The 20503-nt window shown below is 70.1% G+C and carries 15 protein-coding genes and 1 pseudogene; 10 read left to right on the forward strand and 6 right to left on the reverse strand.

Annotated elements, in window-relative coordinates:
• Positions 1–29 precede the first annotated feature (29 nt).
• The 5 genes and pseudogenes from ACIG5F_RS27725 to ACIG5F_RS27745 all read right to left on the reverse strand — a co-directional run bounded on the left by ACIG5F_RS27725 (position 30) and on the right by ACIG5F_RS27745 (position 6312).
• On the reverse strand, positions 30–1394 hold the full coding sequence (locus tag ACIG5F_RS27725; protein ID WP_396522337.1) for a ricin-type beta-trefoil lectin domain protein: 1365 nt from the start codon (positions 1392–1394) through the stop codon (positions 30–32).
• Complete coding sequence (locus ACIG5F_RS27730) at positions 1391–2455, reverse strand: ricin-type beta-trefoil lectin domain protein (protein ID WP_396522339.1); 1065 nt, start codon at positions 2453–2455, stop codon at positions 1391–1393. The genes ACIG5F_RS27725 and ACIG5F_RS27730 overlap by 4 nt, the downstream gene beginning before the upstream one ends.
• Positions 2455–3690: a ricin-type beta-trefoil lectin domain protein gene (locus ACIG5F_RS27735; RefSeq protein ID WP_396522341.1), complete on the reverse strand. Its 1236-nt coding sequence runs from the start codon at positions 3688–3690 to the stop codon at positions 2455–2457. Before ACIG5F_RS27735 ends, ACIG5F_RS27730 begins: the two co-directional genes overlap by 1 nt.
• A gap of 319 nt (positions 3691–4009) precedes the next feature.
• Positions 4010–4780 (reverse strand): annotated as a pseudogene (locus ACIG5F_RS27740) (family 16 glycosylhydrolase); the annotation flags it as partial.
• A 305-nt stretch (positions 4781–5085) separates the two neighbouring features.
• On the reverse strand, positions 5086–6312 hold the full coding sequence (locus tag ACIG5F_RS27745; protein ID WP_396522343.1) for an ROK family protein: 1227 nt from the start codon (positions 6310–6312) through the stop codon (positions 5086–5088).
• A 524-nt stretch (positions 6313–6836) separates the two neighbouring features.
• On the opposite strand from ACIG5F_RS27745, the gene ACIG5F_RS27750 reads away from it, so the two are divergent.
• From ACIG5F_RS27750 to ACIG5F_RS27795, 10 genes are all read left to right on the forward strand, one after another.
• Positions 6837–8510, forward strand: a complete 1674-nt coding sequence (locus ACIG5F_RS27750) for an ABC transporter substrate-binding protein (RefSeq protein WP_396522345.1) — start codon at positions 6837–6839, stop codon at positions 8508–8510.
• Between the two features lies 1 nt (position 8511).
• Positions 8512–9543 carry an ABC transporter ATP-binding protein gene (locus tag ACIG5F_RS27755; RefSeq protein WP_396522347.1) on the forward strand — a complete coding sequence of 344 codons (1032 nt, stop codon included), beginning with the start codon at positions 8512–8514 and terminating at the stop codon, positions 9541–9543.
• Positions 9540–10520, forward strand: a complete 981-nt coding sequence (locus ACIG5F_RS27760; RefSeq protein WP_396522349.1) for an ABC transporter permease — start codon at positions 9540–9542, stop codon at positions 10518–10520. The genes ACIG5F_RS27755 and ACIG5F_RS27760 overlap by 4 nt, the downstream gene beginning before the upstream one ends.
• A 3-nt stretch (positions 10521–10523) precedes the next feature.
• Positions 10524–11495: an ABC transporter permease gene (locus ACIG5F_RS27765; RefSeq protein ID WP_396522351.1), complete on the forward strand. Its 972-nt coding sequence runs from the start codon at positions 10524–10526 to the stop codon at positions 11493–11495.
• Complete coding sequence (locus ACIG5F_RS27770; protein WP_396522353.1) at positions 11495–12490, forward strand: ABC transporter ATP-binding protein; 996 nt, start codon at positions 11495–11497, stop codon at positions 12488–12490. Before ACIG5F_RS27765 ends, ACIG5F_RS27770 begins: the two co-directional genes overlap by 1 nt.
• A 28-nt stretch (positions 12491–12518) precedes the next feature.
• A complete protein-coding gene (locus tag ACIG5F_RS27775; RefSeq protein ID WP_396522355.1) occupies positions 12519–13916 on the forward strand; it encodes a GH1 family beta-glucosidase in 1398 nt (465 codons plus the stop codon).
• 263 nt (positions 13917–14179) lie between these two features.
• Positions 14180–15352, forward strand: a complete 1173-nt coding sequence (locus tag ACIG5F_RS27780; RefSeq protein WP_396522357.1) for a DUF3089 domain-containing protein — start codon at positions 14180–14182, stop codon at positions 15350–15352.
• Positions 15353–15425: 73 nt separating this feature from the next.
• On the forward strand, positions 15426–15704 hold the full coding sequence (locus ACIG5F_RS27785; protein WP_396522359.1) for a hypothetical protein: 279 nt from the start codon (positions 15426–15428) through the stop codon (positions 15702–15704).
• Positions 15701–16579, forward strand: coding sequence for a methyltransferase (locus tag ACIG5F_RS27790; protein ID WP_396522361.1), 879 nt, complete (start codon positions 15701–15703; stop codon positions 16577–16579). Before ACIG5F_RS27785 ends, ACIG5F_RS27790 begins: the two co-directional genes overlap by 4 nt.
• A gap of 24 nt (positions 16580–16603) precedes the next feature.
• Positions 16604–19255, forward strand: a complete 2652-nt coding sequence (locus ACIG5F_RS27795) for an ATP-binding protein (RefSeq protein ID WP_396522363.1) — start codon at positions 16604–16606, stop codon at positions 19253–19255.
• On the opposite strand, the gene ACIG5F_RS27800 is transcribed toward ACIG5F_RS27795, so the two are convergent.
• A complete protein-coding gene (locus tag ACIG5F_RS27800) occupies positions 19221–20360 on the reverse strand; it encodes a YcaO-like family protein (protein WP_396522365.1) in 1140 nt (379 codons plus the stop codon). The genes ACIG5F_RS27795 and ACIG5F_RS27800 overlap by 35 nt on opposite strands.
• Positions 20361–20503: the final 143 nt, after the last annotated feature.

Below are 20503 nucleotides of genomic sequence, written 5' to 3' on the forward strand. Positions count from 1 at the left end.
CCGCGCCGTCCTGTCAGGTCACGTCGGCCTCAGCCCTGGTACTGCGCGAACGTCCGGGTGAAGTCCCAGGCGTTCTGCGACACACCCGAGCAGGTGTCGTCGTTGGGGTAGGCCCCGGGGCAGGGCCGGTCCCGGTTGGCCGACCAGAAGGTGAACCGGCCCAGGTGGTGCTGGTTGGCGTAGGCCAGCATGGTCTGCGCGTTGGCCACGGTCACGATCTCGTTGACGTCGGTGATGCCGTTCATCGACGACAGCCCGCTGTGCCGGTAGGCCACGTCGTCGGTGTAGTGGTAGGCGTCGCGGACCGCCCGCTCCAGGCCGTCGGTGGCCTGCTGGGTCAGCCGCCCCATGTCCTGCCCGGCGCCGCCGAAGTCGAACGGCATGATCGTCCACACGTCCACGGTCAGCCCGGCGTTGGCGGCCCGGGTGATCAGGTCGTTGCCGGGGCCGTTCTGCCCGCTGCCGATCGTCACGTAGATCGCCAGGCCCGCGTTGTTGGCGCGGATGATCTTCAGGGCGTCGACCAGGCGCTGCTGGATGGTGGCGTTGCCGTAGACGTCGCCCTCGAAGTCGAGGTCGATCGCCTTGAGGCCGTAGGCGTTGATGACCTTCTGGTACGCCCCGGCCAGGTCGGTGGCGTTGGCGCAGGAGGCCTCCAGCTTGTTGCCGCTGGCCCCGCCGAAGGACGGCACGATGTCGCCGCCGGCCGACCGGACGGTGTTGATGGTGTTCTGGTCCACGCCGCCGGTCAGCGGCCGGCCGCCGTCCCACATCGGGGTGCAGTACCCGTTGTTGAGCACGAAGGCCATCGTGAACCACTTGACCCCGGTGGCGGTCATGATGGTGCGCGGGTCGGGCGGGCTGCCCCAGCCGTTGTAGTAGTACGGCGCGACGGCCATCGCCCCGCTGGGCGGCGGCGGGGGCGGCGGGGGAGTGGTGCCGCCGCTGGGGGCGGTCCACTTCTGGTTGGCCGAGCCGGCGCAGTCCCAGATCTGCAACAGGGTTCCGTTGGCGGAGCTGTTGCCGGTGGCGTCGAGGCACTTGCCCAGGGCGCGGATCGTGCCGTCGGACCCGATGGTCCAGTTCTGCGCGGCGGTGCCGTTGCAGTCGTAGAGCTGGACCTTGGTGCCGTTGGCCGAGTTCGCCCCGGCCACGTCCAGGCACTTGCCCAGCGCCTGGAGGCTGCCGCTGGCCCCGGTGGTCCACTGCTGGGCCGTGGTGCCGTTGCAGTCGTAGAGCTGGATCGCGGTGCCGTTGGCGGAGTTGGCGCTGGCCACGTCGACGCACTTGCCGCCGATGCCGGTGATCGCACCGGTGGCGGCGTCGGCCATGCCGGGCAGCAGGGCCGCCATCGCGGCCATGCCGGCCAGCAGCGTGACGGATTTCCTGATCATGCCACCGTCCACTTCTGGTTGGCGGAGCCGGCGCAGTCCCAGATCTGCAGCCGGGTTCCGTTGGCAGAGCTGTTGTTCGAGGCGTCCAGACACTTGCCCAGGGCCCGGATGGTGCCGTCGCCGGGGCGGGTCCACGCCTGCGCGGCGGTGCCGTTGCAGTCGTAGAGCTGGACCGGGGTTGCGTTGGCGGAGTTGGCACTGGCGATGTCGAGGCACTTGCCCAGGGCGCGGATGGTGCCGTCGGAGCCGGCGGTCCACTGCTGGGCGGTGCTGCCGTTGCAGTCGTAGAGCTGCACTGCGGTGCCGTTGGCGCTGCTGGCGCCGGCGACGTCGACGCACTTGCCGCCGATGCCGGTGATCGTGCCGCCGGTGGGCGGCGGCGGCGTGGTGCCGCCACCGCCGACGAACGTCGTGGCCAGTTGCTGGCCGAGGGAGACGGCGCTGCCGTGGTTCTCGATCGGGTTCACCTTGGAGTGCGGGAACACGATGTAGGTGACGCCGCTGTCGGTGCCGCCGTTCTTGGGATCAGGGTTGATGCCCAGGGATTGTGCTGTGGCGTAAGAGGATTCGCCGATGATGCCGGTCGGGCCGGTGTCGCCGACGACCGCGTAGGTCACCTGGTTGTTGTAGATCACGGCCACCACCGCGCCGCCGTCGATGCCGGCCGTGCGGTAGTCCCAGGTGCCCGACGGGCTGGGCAGCACGATGTACGGCAGCTTGGCCGCGTCCAGGGGCTGGTCGGTCGAGGTGTGGAAAGCGGTGTCCGGGTAGAAGCAGCAGTCGGTCTGCTCGTTGCACTGCGCGGTCCGCACGCCGTCGCAGTCGACGTCCATGTCGGCCTTGAAGAACACCGCGCCGCCGGTGCTGCACACCGGGATGGTGGCGGCCTGGCCCTCGTCGGTGGCGTACTTGCCGTTGGAGATCTGTTGGCAGTTGGTCACCTTGGCCAGCAGTTGGGCGGCAGACGGGCCGCCCGGGTCGGACGCCACGGCCGGCGCGGAGCCGAACAGGGGCAGCGCCAACAGCACGCCGGCCAGCACGGTCAGAATGCGCCGGCGCATCAGCCGTTCACCGACCATTTCTGGTTGGCGGTGCCGGCGCAGTCCCAGATCTGCAGCCGGGTTCCGTTGGCGGAGCTGTTGTTCGAGGCGTCCAGACACTTGTTGGCCTGGACGTTGACGATGTCGTTGGCCCCGCTCACCGCCCAGTTCTGCGCGCCGGACCCGTTGCAGTCCCACAGTTGCACGACGGTGCCGTTGGCGGTGCCGCCGCTGGAGACGTCCAGGCACTTGCCCAGGGCGCGGATGGTGCCGTCGCCCGGACGCGACCACTGCTGGGCGGTGCTGCCGTTGCAGTCGTAGAGCTGGACCGCGGTGCCGTTGGCGCTGTTGGCCCCGGCGACGTCGACGCACTTGCCGCCGAGGCCGGTGATGCTGCCGCCACCGCCGGGCGGGGTGGTGCTGCTGGTGGTCACGTGCACGTAGTCGACGACCAGCCGGGCCGGGAACTGCGTGTTGCCGTCGGGGTTGCCGGGCCAGTAGCCGCCGACGGCCAGGTTCATGATGATGTAGAACGGGTGGTCGAACACCCACTGGTTGCCGCCGATGTCGGCCGGAGTCCTTGTCTCGTAGGCATTTCCGTCCACCGACCAGACGATCTTGTTGGGCGACCAGTCGACCGCGAAGGTGTGGAAGCCGTCGGCGAAGGACTGCCCGCCGGGCAGCGTGTAGCCGGCGCCGACGCCGGCCGAGCCGGAGTAGCCGGGGCCGTGGATGGTGCCGTGCACCGAACCCGGCTCGAAGCCGACGTTCTCCATGATGTCGATCTCGCCGCTCTGCGGCCAGCCGACGCTGCCGATGTTGTCGCCGAGCATCCAGAACGCGGGCCACATGCCCTGGCCGCGCGGGATCTGCATGCGCGTCTCGAAGTGGCCGTAGGCCTGGGTGAAGCGCTGCGAGGTGTTGAGCCGGGCCGAGGTGTACTGGCAGTATCCGTACCAGCAGTTGTTGTTGCCGGGGTTCTCCCGCTTGGCCGTGATCACCAGGTGGCCCTGGCCGTCCAGCGCGGCGTTGTTGGCGCCGGCGGTGTACCACTCCAGCTCGTGGTTGTTGACGTTGTCGCCGGTCTCGTACTGCCACTTGCTTGCGTCGGCCGGGCTGCCGGCGGCGCCGTCGAAGTCGTCGGTGAAGGTGGCGGCCGCGGGCGCGGCCGGGGCCGAGGCGGCCGTCAGTCCCAAGGGGACGATCGTGGCGGCCGTGAGCACCGCGGCCATCAGCAGATGACGTCTTCTGTGCATGGGAGATCTCGCCTCTCAGGGGAACGTCAGTTCGCACCGCAGGAGGCACCGGCCGAGGGCGGATCCCGGCTGTGTGCGGCGGTTTTCCTTGCAGGGTTGCGAAATCGGTCGGGGCAGGGTCACACGTCCAACGGGCGCAGGGGATCGGCCCGCCGTGCCTGCGAGTATCCGAGGTATAGACCAGATTTGGCAATGCTTTGGGCGCCCAGTTCGGCCAGGACTAGGAACAAGTCCCGTCGCGTCAAGATCAACTAGGACGCGGCGAACCGTCCGGCGCGGGAGTCCACGCCGGACGGTTCGCTGAAACCGTGATATGTCAGCTCACGTGCACATAATCCACGACGAGCTTGGCCGGGAACGGGGTGCTGCTGTTGGGGTCGCCGGGCCAGTAGCCGCCGACCGCCAGGTTGAGGATGATGAAGAAGCCGTGGTTGAACGCCCAGCTCTTGCCGCCCAGATCGGCCGGCGTGCGGGTCTGGTAGGCGTGCCCGTCCACCGACCACACGATCTTGTTGGGCGACCAGTCGACGGCGTAGGTGTGGAAGCCGTCGGCGAAGACCGGTCCGCTGTAGGCGGCGCCGATGCCGCCGGAGCCGGAGTAGCCCGGGCCGTGAATGGTGCCGTGCACCGTGTTCGGCTCGAAGCCGACGTTCTCCATCACGTCGATCTCGCCGCAGTTGGGCCAGCCCACGCTGCCGATGTTGGTGCCCAGCAGCCAGAACGCCGGCCACATGCCCTGGCCGCGCGGGATCTGCATGCGCGCCTCGACATGGCCGTACTGGGCGGTGAACTTGCCGGAGGTGTTGAGCCGGGCCGATGTGTACTGGCACGCGCCGTACCAGCAGGTGTGGCCGCCCTCCTTCTTGGCGGTGATCACCAGGTGGCCCTGGCCGTCCAGGGCCCCGTTGGCCGCGCCGGAGGTGTACCACTGGCGCTCGTGGTTGTTGACGTTGTCGCCGGTCTCGTACTGCCACTTGCTGCCGTCGGCGGCCGCGCCGGCCGGTCCGTTGAAGTCGTCGGTGAAGGTGGCGGCCAGCTGGGGCTGGGCGGGCGCGGCGTTGCCGATCGCGCCCGTCGTGGTCATGGCCATCACCGCCGCCGCGGCGGCCGCGACGGCCACCGCGATACGACGGGATCGGGTAAGTGACGTCATTGTCGCCTCTCCAGGTCGAACCGCGACGCGTCTTGGGAGGCGGCGGCGGCTCACGTGTGGTGAACCGCCCAAAACGCGACGTGCAGGGGTGCTCAACATAGCGAACGGACATAGTTCACGGCTAGATGCAAGCCGTGAGCTATGGGGCGAAGCCTAGAAAGACGACAACCCGCCCGTCGGGGTCGCCGGGGTGCGGAGCAGGGAGAGCCGGCGGTCGGAGCGCGCCGGCCACACCCGAGGCTTCAGGCCACGCTGCGGGTGGACTCGCGGGGATCGCCGCCGGCGTCGAGCAGCGCCGCCACCGGAAGTGTCGCCGCCCCAACGGCGACCGCGTCCGGCCCGAGCTTGCACAGATCAATCGAGGTTTGCTCATACGGGTGCCGAAGCGCGTGTTCGGCGGTGGCCTTCTTGACCCCCTCCAGCCACTGCTCGCCCATGGCCAGCCCGGCCCAGCCGCCGATCACGATGCGCTCGGGGTTGAACAGGTTGACCAGGTTGGCGATGCCGGCCCCGACGTAGCCGGCGGTGTCGTCCAGCACCTTGGCCGCGATCTTGGAGGTGTCGGCCGCGGCCACCAGCGCGGCCAGCGCCGCCTGCTCGTCGGCGTCGACCGTGCCGCGGCCACCGCGGGCCTTGCGGTAGCGGTCGAGAATGCCCTCCGCGCCGATGTAGGCCTCCAGGCAGCCGCGCGCCCCGCAGCGGCACTGCCGCCCGCCGTAGACGATGGTGGTGTGGCCCCATTCGCCGGCGCTGCTGCTGTAGCCGGCGTAGGTCTGGCCGTCGGTGATCACCGCCGCGCCCACCCCGGAGCCGACCAGCACGATCACCGCGTGCCGCGCGCCCCGGCCGGCGCCGAACCACATCTCGGCCTGGCCCTGGGTCTTGGCCCCGTTGTCCAGGAACAGCGGCAGCCGGATGCCCTGGTCGCGCAGCATGGACGGCAGCGGCACGGCGTCCCAGCCGATGGTCTGGGCGTGCACCAGGGTCCGGGTGCCCTTCTCCACGGTGCCGGGCACGCCGATGCCCACGCCGAGCACGCTGCTCTCGGTCACGTCGGCGGCCTCGATCACCTGGCGCAGCCCCTCGGCGGTGCGGGCCACCACCTCGGCCGGGTCCGGCTCCACCGAGTTGAGCTGGAGGTCGGCCGCGGCCAGCCGGGTCATGGCCAGGTCGAACAGCTCCACCTTGACCCCGGTCTCGCCGACGTCGATGCCGACCACGTGCGCGTACTGGGGGTCCACGCGCAGCAGCACCCGGGGCCGGCCGCCGTCCGACTCCACCAGGCCCGCCTCCACGATCAGCCGATCCTCGACCAGCTCGGCGGTCACGTTGCTGACGGTGGCCGCGGACAGGCCGGTGAGCTGGCTCAGCTCGTGCCGGCTCAGCGGCCCGTCGAAGAACAGCTTCGACAGCAGCGTGGACCTGTTGTGGCGGCGAAGATCGCGAACCGTGGTGCGCTTTGGTTCCATGGGGTGCCCATCGACGGTGGGGACGTCTGCGTGACAGGATGCCGGACCGACTAAGTTAGCGCCATAATTTAATACAGCAAGAAACCCGGTCGGGGGACCCTGGCGGTCGCGGAAGTCCATGGCCTGTCTTGTGCCCCGAGGTTAGCCGACGTTCACAACCGTGGACGTTCGGCTCCGTCCGATCCCGACCCCTGGAACGCGGGTCCGGCCGGTCGACGCGGGCGCGGTTGCGCCGTTCGTCAGCATACGTTGACCTGTTCACGTGACCGGACGGCCCGCGAACTCGACACTCTGGGTACTCCCGCGATCGCGCACCGTGCGACTACGCTCACACTGCCCGACCGGCTGGTCGGGGCGGGCAGCGGCCCTAGCCTGGGTTTTTGTTCAAGGCTTAAATTTAGGGTTAATTTTGTGACCGCTCCGTTATTGACGTGAGCTGTGACACGCAGGTTGACTCTGCCGCAACACCGCGCCGCCGCGGGCGGCGCACCGTCACACCTCCTCGCAGACGACAAGGAGGACCCATGCGCGTCAGTCGCAGAGTGGTCTTCGCCGTAGCCGGCAGCATCCTGGCGGCCTCCGCCCTCACCGCGTGCGGTGGCGGCGGCGGATCGACCGCGAGCAGCAACGCGGCCGGCGTGCTCAACGTAGGCATGCCCAACGGGCCCCAGACGGACAACAACAACCCGTTCCTGTCCTCGTCGGCGGCCAACTCGCTCGGCTACAAGAACGTGATCTTCGAGCCGCTGGCGCTGTTCAACAAGGTCAAGCCGACCGACCCGGCCAAGCCGTGGCTGGCCACCAAGTGGGACTGGTCGAACAACTACCAGACCCTCAACGTCACCGTGCGCGACAACGTCAAGTGGTCCGACGGCCAGGCGCTCACCGCCGACGACGTGAAGTTCACCTTCGATCTGCTCAAGGCCACGCCCGGGCTCAACCACAACGCGATCCCGGTCGACACCACCACGGTCAGCGGCAACCAGGTGACGATCACGTTCACCAGCCCGCAGTTCGTGAACGAGTACCAGATCCTCACCGACACGCCGATCGTGCCCAAGCACCAGTGGTCCACCTTCAAGGACCCGGCCACCGACGCGGTGAAGGACCCGGTCGGCACCGGTCCGTACACGCTCAAGACCTTCACGCCGCAGACGGTGACGCTGGACGTCCGCAGCTCCTACTGGCAGGACCTGCCCAAGGTGAAGGAGCTGCGCTACACCTCCTACACCGACAACAACTCGCAGACCACCGCCCTGGCCAACGGCTCCTGCGAGTGGGCCTTCGTGTTCATCCCGAACGCCAAGGCGGTCTTCACCAGCAAGGACCCGGCGCACTACCAGCTGTTCTTCCCGCCGGACCTGGCGCTGCACGGCCTGTGGATCAACACCCAGAAGGCCCCGTTCAACGACCCGACGCTGCGTCAGGCGATGAACATGGTGGTCAACCGGGACGACATCTTCAACCAGGGTGAGTCCGGCTACTTCTACCCGCCGGTCACCAACATCACCGGCATCCCGACGCCGGCCGGCGAGTCCTTCATCGCCCAGCAGTACAAGAACCAGAACGTCAAGGTCGACGTGGACGGCGCCAAGAAGAAGCTGACCGACGCCGGCTACACCTACGACGGCGCCACGCTGAAGGACAAGACCGGCAAGCCGGTGACGCTGACCCTGACCGACCCGGCCGGCTGGTCCGACTACCAGACCGACCTGGAGATCATCAAGGACAACTTCTCCAAGATCGGCATCACCGCCACCGTCGACAAGGCCAACCAGGACACCTGGACCAAGGACATCGACACCGGCAACTTCGACGCCGCGATGCACTGGACCGACGGCGGCGCCACCCCGTACAAGCTGTACAAGTCGATCATGGACGGCGACCTGTACAAGCCGATCGGCACCCCGGGCGTGAACGGCAACTACGGCCGCTTCCAGAGCCAGCAGGCCACCGACGCGCTGAAGGCCTACGCCAACGCCGCCGACGACGCCGGCCGCACCGCCGCGCTCAACACGCTCCAGCAGATCTTCGTGGAGCAGATGCCGATCATCCCGACCAGCGCGTCCAACCTCGGTGGCGAGTACAGCACCAAGAACTGGACCGGCTGGCCGAGCAACGACAACCCGTACGCCGACGCGCACCCGACCCTTCCCGGTGCCCTCGACGTCATCCTGCACCTGAGGCCGGCCTCCTGACATGACTGACAAGACCGGTGAGGTCGTCCTGGAAGTAGACGGTCTCAGCAAGCACTTCCCGGTGCGCAGAAAAGGCCGGGAGCTACTGACCCGCAAGGCACGCAGCGTGCACGCGGTCGACGACGTCAGCTTCACGCTGCGCCGCGGCCACGTCACGGCGATGGTGGGCGAGTCCGGTTCGGGCAAGTCCACCGTCGCCCGGCTGCTGGCCCAGCTGCACCACCCGACCTCGGGCGAGATCCGCTTGCACGGCAAGCCGGTCAACGTCAGAGCCGGGCGCCGGTTCCGGGAGTACGTCCGGCGGGTGCAGATGATCTTCCAGGACCCCTTCGGCTCCCTCAATCCCGTGCACACGGTGCGCTACCACCTGACCAGGTCGCTGCGCATCCACGGCAACGCCAACGGGAATCTCGAGGAGGCCCTGCGTGAGCTGCTGACCCGGGTGCAGCTCACGCCGCCGGAGCGCTACATCGACAAGTTCCCGCACGAGCTGTCCGGCGGGCAGCGCCAGCGCGTGGCCATCGCCCGCGCGCTCGGCGCCAACCCGGAGGCGCTGCTGGCCGACGAGCCGGTGTCCATGTTGGACGTCTCCATCCGGCTCGGCGTGCTGAACCTGTTGCGGGACCTGAAGGAACGCCTCAACCTGGCGATCCTCTACATCACCCACGACATCGCGTCGGCCCGCTACTTCGCCGACGACACGGTGGTCATGTACGCGGGCCGGATGGTGGAGGGCGGCGACAGCGAGACCGTCACCCAGAATCCGGCCCACCCGTACACCCAGCTGCTGATCGACTCCGCTCCCGACCCCGACCGGCCCGCGCGGGCCGACGAGGTCGGGGGCGAGCCGCCCAGCCTGATCCGGCCGCCGCAGGGCTGCCGGTTCAACCCGCGCTGCCCGCACGTGATGCAGCGGTGCAAGACGGAACTGCCGCCCCGGCTGGAGATCGGCGACGAGCCCGGCCACTGGGCCGCGTGCTGGCTCTACGCCGAGAAGCCGGCGGTGGCGGCGAGCGGGGAGGCGGCCGGATGAGCTATCTGCTCAGGCGGATCGTGTTCTACGTCTTCACCGCGTGGGCCGCGATCACCATCAACTTCTTCATCCCGCGACTGATCCCGGGCGACCCGGTGCAGGCCCTGATCGCCAAGGAGCAGGGCCAGCTGTCCACAGACGCCGTCCACTCGCTGTACGTCCTGTTCGGACTGGACAAGCAGCAGCCCCTGTGGCAGCAGTACATCGACTACCTGGGCCAGCTGACCCACGGCGACCTCGGCCTGTCGTTCACCTTCTTCCCGTCGCCGGTGTCGGAGGTGATCGGCTCCAGCCTGCCGTGGACGCTGGCCCTGGTCGGCATCACCACCGTGGTCAGCTTCATGATCGGCACCGGGGTGGGCGTGCTGGCCGGCTGGCGCCGCGGCAGCTGGGTGGACCTGGTGCTGCCGGTGACCACCTTCCTGTCCTCGGTGCCGTACTTCTGGTTCGGCCTGATCATGATCGAGCTGCTGGCCGGGCCGGACAGCCTGTTCCCGTCATCGGGCGGCTACGACCCGGGCGTCACGCCGGGCTGGGACATCGACTTCATCGGCAGCGCGGTGCAGCACAGCCTGCTGCCGGCGCTGACCATCCTGATCTCGTCGATGAGCGGCTGGATCCTGAGCATGCGCAACATGATGGTGACGGTGTCCTCTGAGGACTACATCACCGTCGCGCACGCCAAGGGCCTGTCCGACCGCCGGGTGATGCTCAGCTACGCCGCCCGCAACGCCCTGCTGCCCAACGTGTCCGGCTTCGCGCTGTCGCTGGGCCTCATCGTCGGCGGCACGCTGCTGGTGGAGATCGTGTTCTCCTACCCGGGCGTCGGCTTCCAGCTGTTCCAGGCGGTCGGGGCCAAGGACTACCCGCTGATGCAGGGCATCTTCCTGATCATCACGCTGTCCGTGCTGGCCGCCAACTTCATCGCCGACCTGGCCTACCTGGTGCTCGACCCGCGCACCCGCAAGGAGGGCTGAGCCGTGGCCATCTCCACCGTCGATCTCCAGGCCGCCGCCGGCGCGCCCGCGCCGACGCCCAAGGCGGCCAAGCGCCAGAAGTTCCGGTTCATCAGCAACGGCAAGACGATGACCGGCCTGATCATCCTCGGCTTCTACGTGCTGCTGGCCATCTTCGGCCCGATCCTGGCGCCGTACGACCCGGACGCGCGCGGCAGCGACCTGATCGCCGCGCCGTCGGCCGCGCACTGGTTCGGCACCACGCACCTGGGGCAGGACATCTTCAGCCAGGTGCTGGCCGGGGCCCGCGGCGTGGTCTACGTCGGCCTGCTGGCCGGCCTGGTGGCCACCGCGCTGGCCGTGATCATCGGCGTCAGCTCCGGCTACCTGGCCAACACCGGAGGCGAGGCGCTGTCCGCGCTGTCCAACGTGTTCCTGGTGATCCCGGCGCTGCCGCTGATCATCATCGTGGCCTCGATCCTGCCGTCGGTCAGCAACACCACGATCGGCCTGGTGATCGGCTTCACCTCGTGGGCCTGGGGCGCGCGGGTGCTGCGGGCCCAGACCCTGTCCCTGCGGGGCCGGGACTACGTCGACGCGGCCAAGGCGACCGGCGAGTCCTCGTGGCGCATCATCTTCTTCGAGCTGCTGCCCAACCTGACCGCGATCATCGCCTCCAGCTTCGTCGGCACGGTGATCTTCGCGGTGCTCTCGGAGATCACGCTGGCCTTCATCGGCGTCTCCGACCCGAGCGACTGGAACTGGGGCACCATCCTGTTCTGGGCGCAGAGCCAGCAGGCGCTGGCCCAGGGCGCGTGGTGGTGGTTCGTGCCGGCCGGCCTGGCCATCGCCGTGCTGGGCACCGCGCTGTCGCTGCTCAACTTCGGCATCGACGAGATCGTCAACCCGCGGCTGCGCAGCTCGGGTCGGATCAAGGGCAAGTCGGTGCGCATGCGGATCGGCTTCACGCCGGTATTGGGGAAGGACAACCGGTAATGGCCGAACCACTGCTGGAAATCAAGAACCTGAACGTCGACTACGGCCTGGGCGAGGACGCCGTGCACGCGGTCAGCGACGTCACGCTGACCCTGCACCGCGGCGAGGTGCTTGGCCTGGCCGGGGAGAGCGGCAGCGGCAAGTCCACGCTGGCCTACGGCATGACCCGGCTGCTGCCGCCGCCCGGCGTGATCGCCGGCGGCGAGGTGATCTACCACGACCCGGAGCTCGGCCCGTACGACGTGCTGTCGCTGAGCAACAGCGAGCTGCGCGAGTTCCGCTGGGCCGAGACGTCCATCGTGTTCCAGGGCGCGATGAACTCGCTCAACCCGGTGCACCGCGTCGGCACCCAGCTCACCGACGTGATCAAGGCGCACGACCCGAGGAGCACGCCGCAGGCCCGGGCGGCCCGGGCCCGGGAGCTGCTGACCCTGGTCGGCATCCCGGCCGACCGGATGGACAGCTACCCGCACCAGCTGTCCGGCGGCATGCGCCAGCGCGTGATGATCGGCATGGCGCTGGCGCTGGAGCCCAGGGTCGTCATCATGGACGAGCCGACCACCGCGCTGGACGTGGTGATGCAGCGGCAGATCCTGGGCGAGCTGGTGCAGCTGCGGGAGCGGCTGGGCTTCTCGGTGCTGTTCATCACCCACGACCTGTCGCTGCTGGTCGAGTTCTCCGACCGGATCGCCATCATGTACGGCGGCCGGATCGTGGAGGAGGCTCCGGCCAAGGAGATCTACACCAACTCGTTCCACCCCTACAGTGCCGGACTGCTCGGCTCCTTCCCCGCGCTGCGCGGGCCCAAGCGGGAGCTGACGGGCATTCCGGGGTCGCCGCCGGACCTGCGGGCGATGCCGACCGGGTGCGCATTCCACCCGCGGTGCCCCAAATCCTTCGAGCCCTGCGCACAGGACCTGCCATTGCTCGGAGTTCCCGACGCCCCCGGCGGATCGGACAGAACGGTGGCCTGCTGGCTGCACCCCGTTCGCTGATCCGCGCACCAACACTGGAGGAGAAACGATGGAAACCACCGCCGCCGCGGTCGAGGCCGATCTCATCGGCCGTCTGCCGGCCGACTTCCGTTGGGGCGTGGCCACTTCCGCGTACCAGATCGAGGGCGCAGTCGACGAGGACGGCCGCACGCCGTCCATCTGGGACACCTACTGCCGCACGCCCGGCATGGTGCACAACGGCGACAACGGCGACGTGGCCTGCGACCACTACCACCGGATGCCCGAGGACGTCGCGCTGATCAAGGAACTCGGCGTGGACACCTACCGGTTCTCCGTGGCGTGGCCCCGGGTCCAGCCGCGTGGCACGGGTCCGGTCAACGAGAAGGGCCTGGCCTTCTACGACCGGCTGGTCGACGAGCTGCTGGGCCAGGGCATCGACCCGTGGGTCACGCTGTACCACTGGGACCTGCCGCAGGAGCTGGAGGACGCCGGCGGCTGGCCGGCGCGCGACACCGCCTACCGGTTCGCCGACTACGCGATGATGGTGTTCGACAAGCTCCAGGACCGGGTGCGGATCTGGACCACGTTGAACGAGCCGTGGTGCACCGCCATGCTCGGCTACTCCGAGGGCCGCCAGGCCCCGGGCCGGCAGGAGTTCCCGGCCGCCATCGCCGCCGTGCACCACCTGCTGCTCGGGCACGGCCTTGCCACGCAACGGATGCGGGAGGCGGCCACCTCGCCCATCGAGCTCGGCATCACGCTGAACATGGGCTCGTCCTACCCGGCCACCGACAGCGCCGCCGACCGCGAGGCGGCTCGTCGGGCCGACGGCCTGGGGACCCGGATCTACCTCGACCCGCTGCGCTACGGCCGCTACCCCAAGGACGTCGTGGCCGACCTCGTGCAGCAGGGCGTGGAGATCCCCGTGCAGGACGGCGACCTGGAGATCATCTCCGCGCCGCTGGACGTGCTGGGCGTGAACTACTACTCCAGCCACCGGTACTCCGGCGTCGACGAGAACGGCCAGACCCGCGACGCCGACGGCGCGCCGGTGAGCCGGCAGATCATGTCCGGCCTGCCGGTGACCGACATGGGCTGGGAGATCGTGCCCGCCGGCTTCACCGACCTGCTGGTGCGCCTTGGCCGCGACTACCCCGGGCTGCCCATGGTGATCACCGAGAACGGCTCCGCCTTCGCCGACGAGGCCGACGCCGACGACTTCGTGCAGGACGACGACCGGACCGCCTACTTCCAGTCCCACATCGGCGCCGTCGCCGCCGCCCGCGAGGCCGGGGCCGACGTCCGCGGCTACTTCGCCTGGTCGCTCATGGACAACTTCGAGTGGTCCTACGGCTACGCCAAGCGCTTCGGCATCGTCCGGGTCGACTACGAGACCCAGCGGCGGACGCTGAAGGCCAGTGCCCTGTGGTACCGCGACACCATCCGCCGGGTCCGCGGGTCGTAACAGGCTTTGGGCACGCGGCGGCGCGTGCCCGAAGGGCCGGGTGCGGTGGTGGCGGCCGCCGCACCCGGGTTTTTTTCACATGCGCTTCCCATGTGGCACCTGAGCGCAAGTAGGAAGCGCATGTGGCAAAAACTGTGCGGTTTTGCCACATGCGCTTCCCATTTGCGTCTGTGTGCCACATAGGAAGCGCATGTGGCGTATAGGTGCCCCGAACGGGTGAGGGGGTGGGGTCGGGTGGGGGAGGGACCTGGTTCACTTCTCCCATGATCTGGGGATCCCTCGCGGCCGCCGTGACACTGGTGGCCAGCCTTGCCGCGCCGGCCGATGCTCTGCCGGCCCCGGTGTGGATGTGCCAGGACACCTGCGGGCCGGCGACGGCTACGTACCCGGTGAGCCACGACCAAGTACCCCTGGACACCACGGACGTGACCGGCGGCCCGGCCCCGGCGTCCGGGCCGAAGGTGGACTGCTTCTACGTCTACCCGACGGTGGACAACCTGCCCAACCTGGTCCCGGCGGCCTCGGACGACGAGTTCGCGCAGTCGATCGCCCAGGTCGGCATGCTGCTGCCCCGGTGCCGGATCTTCGTGCCGGTCTACCGCCAGCGGACCCTGCCCGAGCTGGCCCTGTCCATGATCACCAAGATCCCGCCGGACTACTCGACCGGCATCGGCGACGTGGAGCAGGCCTTCCAGTACTACTGGGACCACGACAACACCGACCCGGCCACCGGCAAGCGTCGCGGCGTGGTGCTGCTGGGCCACTCGCAGGGGGCGGCGGTGCTGGAGGCGTTGATCCAGCACAAGTTCGACGGCAAGCCCGACATGACCAAATACCTGGTGTCGGCGATCCTGCTGGGCGGGAAGGTCGTGGTGCCGACCGGCCGGCCGGACGGCGGCGGCAGCGACCCGAAGGCCACCTTCCAGCACGTGCCGGCCTGCCAGCACGCCACCGACACGGCCTGCGTGGTGGCGTACTCCAGCATGAAGCCCGGCGGCCAGACGCCCGGCTCCGACGCCGACATCGTGCGGGTGCCCAACGACCCCGGCCACCAGGTGCTGTGCGTGAACCCGGCGGCCCTGCTGGCCAACGCCGCTGGACCGGTTCCGCTGGACACGATCCTCTACACCCGCAAGCTGGTCGGCGGCAACGACCTCAACCAGTACGGCCGGATCAGCGGCCTGGGCCAGTCCCTGACGGTGCCGAACTACCCGACCGGCTTCGCCCGGTTCCACGGCACGCTGACCGGCCAGTGCAAGCAGGCCACCGACGCCGGCGGCACCGTGTCCTGGCTGGACGTCGTCGGCGGCGACAACCTGGTCGGCCCGCCCCAGGTCAACTTCTACGGCCTGCACGCGCTGGACTTCAACCTCACCGCCGGCGACCTGGCCGACCTGATCGCCCGGCAGGCCCAGGCCTGGACGGCGGGTACGTAACTTCACCGCGCGGCCCCGATTACGTACCGGATCGCATTGTCCGGTTCCCCTGAACGCCGCCAGCATTGCCGGCATGGGGACCAAGCAGGACGTCATCCGGCAAGCGGAGAGCTGCTGGGGCATTCCGCACGGGGAATGCCACCGCTCGGACGCCGTGGAGATCACGGAACGAGCGGTGGCGGTGTTGCGCGAGCGCGCCGCCACCGAGCCCGACAACGACGACCACGGGCAGCAGCTGTCCTGGGCGCTGATCAACCTGGCCCAGTTGCACTCGGCCCGCCGCGAGCACACCAAGGCCGACGCGGCGGCGCTGGAGAGCGTCGCGATCATGCGCCGGATGCTGGCCCGATGACCGCCGCGCTGCTGGGGCTGCACCGCGCCGCGGCCACGCTGTCGGCCTACTCGGCGGCGGTGCAGCTGGGCCTGATCGACCAGATCGACCGCACGCCGGCCAGCGTCGAGGACCTGGCGATGACCTGCGGCGCCAGCGTTCGCGGCGTGCGAGTGGTGCTGGCGACGCTGGCCGACAGCGGGCTGGTGCAGCGCCGGGCCGACGGCCGCTACGAGCCGGCCACGCCCGGCCTGGCCGGGGTGCACCCGCTGCTGCCGTGGCGGGACCAGGTCACCGACTCGGTGCGCACGGGCCTGCCGGCCCGCGAGGCCGAGCGCGACGTGATCACCGCCCTGCTGCACGGGATGCGCTCCGACGTGGTGACCAAGCTGCCGGCCGCCCGTCGGGTGCTGGACGTCAGTGTGGACGGGGCGCCGTGCGGCGCGGCGCTGGCCGCCCGCGACCCCAAGTGCCGGATCAGCCTGCTGGACGTGCCGGCCAACCGCCGGATCGACTGGTCCCCGCAGGTCGACTTCCTGCCCGGCGGCCTGTTCGACGCCCGCCCGACGGCCGGCGAGTACGACCTGGTGGTGCTGCCCGGCGTCTGCCACCTGCTGGACGGGGACGCCGCCGCCGAGCTGATCCGCCGGCTGGCCCCGGCCCTGCGGCCCGGCGGCACGCTCGCGGTGATCGACACCCTGGCCGGCTCGCACGGCGCGGCCACCCACGAGCTCTCCCTGCTGCTGCGTACCCGCGGCGGCACCATCCACGACCCGGCCGACTACCGCCGCTGGCTGGTCGGGGCCGGGTTGGTCTCGCCCGCCCGCGCCGACGTGGGCAGGGCCGACGCCGGCCGGCTGCCGGCGCTCACCGTGCTGACCGGGCTCAAGCCCTAGTCCGATTGGTGCATACTCTGCCGCGTGGAGTCGAGGCTGGTTGGCCGGGATCGTGAGCTGGGGATAGTCGACCGGGCGATCGACGCGGTGCGGGGCGGCGCGGGCCGTGTGCTGCTGGTGTCCGGCCAGGCCGGCATCGGCAAGTCGCGGCTGGCCATCAGCGCGCTGGGCAAGGCCAAGGAGCACGGCTTCGCGGTGCTGATGGGCTCGTCCAGCCCGTTGCAGGCCGGCCTGGCCTACGCCCCCGTGGTGGAGGCGCTGCGGCGGTACCTGGGCACGCTGCCGGAGCCGGAGTCGGCGAAGCTGCTGGACGGCCTGCACGACATCGCCGGCCTGATCGCCGATCCCCGGCTGTCGCCGGCCCCGCCGACCGGCGATCCGGAGCTGGAGCGGACCCGGATGTTCGAGGCCGTGCTGCGCCTGATGGAGCGGATCACCGCCGGGCGGCCGGCCCTGTTCGTGGTGGACGACCTGCACTGGGCCGACCGCGGCACCATCGAGCTGCTGCACCACCTGAGCCGGGGCAGCCGCCGCCGGCTGCTGCTGTGGTGCGGCTACCGCAGCGCCGAGCCCGGCGGGCCGCTGGCGGCGTTGGCGATGACGGTCCGGCGGGACGACTCGTCGGCCGATCTGGCCCTGGAACCGTTGTCGGACAACGCGGTCGGCGACCTCGTCGGCGATCTGCTCGGCGTCCGGCCGCAGGAGGACGTGCTGAGCCGGGTCACCGCCCGTGCCCAGGGCGTGCCGCTGTTCGTCACGGCGCTGGTCGGCGGCGGGGCGTTGCGGGACGGCGCCGGGCTGCCGGTGATCGTCCGCGATGTGGTGCTGGATCGCTTGCAGCGCTTGGACGACCGGGCCCGGCGGCTGCTGGAGCTGATCGCCGTGGCCGGGGCCGGCGGCTCGCCGCGCCTGCTGCGCGCGGTGTGGGCCGAGGACGGATTCGACGCCGTGCTGCGGAAGTTGTTCGACCAGGGCCTGATCGAGGAGCTCGTGGACGGCCCGGCGCTGACCTACCGGGTCGCGCACCCGCTCTATGCCGAGGTCGCCTACGCGGAACTCACTGTGGGGCAACGACGTTCGCTGCACGCGGCGATCGCGGCCGAACTGGGGCCCGGCGACGTGCTGGAGTCCGCGCCGCACTACCGTGACGCCGGCGACATGGTCGATCCGGTCCGAGCCAGCGAAGTCCTTGGCGCGGCCGGGAAACGCGCGCTGGACGTGCACGACGCGCACGAGGCGGTGAACTATCTGAGCGTGGCCCTCAACCACGCGCGGGCCGCCGGGCGCGTGGACCGGGTGCCGGAGCTGGTCACCGATCTGGCCTTCGCGTTGCAGGCCAGCGGCCGTCTCGACGACGCCGCCTCGATGTGGGACGACGCCGACTCCATCGCCCAGAGCGTGGGCGACACGCTGCGGCAGCGGCTGCTCGGCTACTACCGGTCGATGCTGGAGGCCGAGCGTGGGCACCCGGAGGACCTGCCTCGCCCGGTGCCGTTCGTGAAGGACGACGATCCGCCGATCGGGTTGATGGTGCACTGGCTGGTCGCGGTGCGGGCCAACGACACCTCGACGATGTGGCAGGCGCTGGACCAGATGATCGACCTGCCTCGGGTCCAGGACAACGACGAGGCCCGGTCGGTCGCCCACTTCTCGGCGGGCATGGTGGCGCGGCTGCGGCTGGACTACGCCGGGGCGTACACCCAGAACCAGATCGCCTTGGAGACGGCCGAGTTCGCCCCGCCGGACGTGCGCGACCAGTACATCTACACGCCGCGGCTGCTGGCCCCGAGCCTGGAGTTGCTACGCGGCGACGCCGCCGGCGGCGTCCGGGCCGTCGACAATCCCGGCGCCGCGTCGGTGCAGGTCTTCCTGCCCAGCGCGGTGTACTACGTGGCCAATGTCCGGATCTTCGCGCTGTTCGCGGCCGGCGACATGGCCGGGGCGCTGGCCATGGCCGACGAGAGCCTGGGGCTGGCCGAGCAGGTCATCGGGCAGGACCGGCTGGTCGGCCGCGCGCTGGCCGCCCGCGCGTTCCTGTTGGTGGAGAACGGAAATCTGGCCCGCGCCGAGCAGGACCTGCGGGACGCGCGGGCCACCTACGACACCACGTACGACGACTTCGTGCTGGCCGTCGACCTCGCTGAGCTCGCCTACGCGCTGCGCACCGGCGCCCCCGTCGACGACTCGGCGCTCATCCCGCACCAGCCGCTGCGCGACCTGACCATCGACTGGCTGCGCGTCGCCTACGCCGGTTATCTGGCCGTGGCCCGCAAGAATCACGAGTTGGCGCAGCAGGTTCTGGGTGATCTACGGGCCGGCGCCAAGTCCTCCCCGTTCCTCGACGCCCTCGCCGTCCGCCAGGAGGGCCTGGTTCTGACCCTCGACGGCGAGAGCGCCCGGGCCCAGGAGCTGCTCGACACCGCCGCCGCCCGGCTCGACGCCATGGGCTCCGGCGTGCTGGCCTCGTTGAACCTGGCCGGCACCCAGCCGTTGAGCAAGCGGGAGCGGGAGATCGTGCGGCTGGTGGGGGAGGGGCTGACCAACGGGCAGATCGCCGAGCGGCTGTTCCTCAGCGAGCGCACCATCGAGACGCATCTGCACAACAGCTACAAGAAGCTGCGGCTGTCCACTCGTCCCGCCCTCACCCGGTGGGCGCTTGAGCACGCTGCCGACTGACCCGTAGCCGCCGCCCGTCGGTCGACCGGTTCAGCCCTGGCACGAACACGTTGACCACCGCCAGGTTTCTGGTCGCGTACTGCTCGCGGGCGTACGGGGTGAATCCCTTGCCGCGCAACAGGGTCACCAGCTGGTCCAGGTGGTCGCCCGGGGTGGCCGGCAGGTCGGTGTCGTCGAAGTCGACCTCCGCCGCGTCCGGCAGCCGGGCCGCCAGGTCGGGCGCCGGGCGCTGGGCCGGCACGCTCTGGCCCTGGATCAGTTCGGTCAGCGCCCGCCCTGCCGCGACCCGGCTGCACAGCGCCGCCGCGCTGCCCGCCGCCGTCGGCCGTCCGTCGGCTTCCTGGTAGGCGTAGAAGGCCGGCACTTCCAGGTCGGAGGTCATGTCGATCAGGTGCACCGACCGCCCCGCCCGGTCGGACGCGGTGCACAGCAGCTTCGCCAGGTCCTCGGGCAGCGCCGCCGGGGCCACCACGTGGAGCGGGCGTGAGTGGTCGGCCAGCAGGTGCGCCAGCGCGTCCCGCTCGATCGTCTCGTTCACCGCGTGCACCAGCGCCTCGGCCGGGTACGCGCCCGCCGCCCAGCCCACCGCCTCGATGCGGGGGTCCGCCGCCGTGTAGTCGTAGAAGTCCTCGACCGTGAACCTCGCCGACTCGCCCGATTCGCCGCGATAGTCGGGAATTGTGAGGAACACCGGCACGTCCGCCTCGGCGCCGCCGTCCAGCGCCTGGTAGCGGACGCAGCCCAGCTCTCGGTCCGGTCCTTCGGCCAGCTGCGCGATCAGCGGGTCCGCCGCCAGCGGTCCGTGCGCCACTTCGTGGGCGTCGTGCAGCCGGATCTGCCGGTTGCGCAGGCCGTCCAGGCCGCACAGGTAGTGCTCCAGGGCCTCGAACAGCGCGCCCACCTTGGCCGTTTCCCGGTCTCCTTGGCCGAGGCCGCCGGCCGCCTGCACCTTCACGCACCCGTACCGCAGCGTGCATTTCCAGCTGCCCGGGTTCTTGTCCAGCAGCGGCGCGAAGTCCGGGCTCAGGCCCAGTTCCCCGGCTGCCGCCAGGCCACGCGCGAGCGCCGCGTCGAGCGGTAGACCCCGTTCGGCCGGTACCGGCATCACGTGCAACGTCCACTCCGTCCTGCTGGATGCACCCCCGGGTATGCCAGTGCAGGAGAGTCCGGGGCCGGCTCCAGATACCCCACGCTGACATCCGTGCCTACTTTTTCCAAGATTTGCACGAAGCCCCGTTCGCCTTTTGG

Source organism: Kutzneria sp. NPDC052558 (genome assembly GCF_044547355.1).
Lineage (GTDB): Bacteria > Actinomycetota > Actinomycetes > Mycobacteriales > Pseudonocardiaceae > Kutzneria.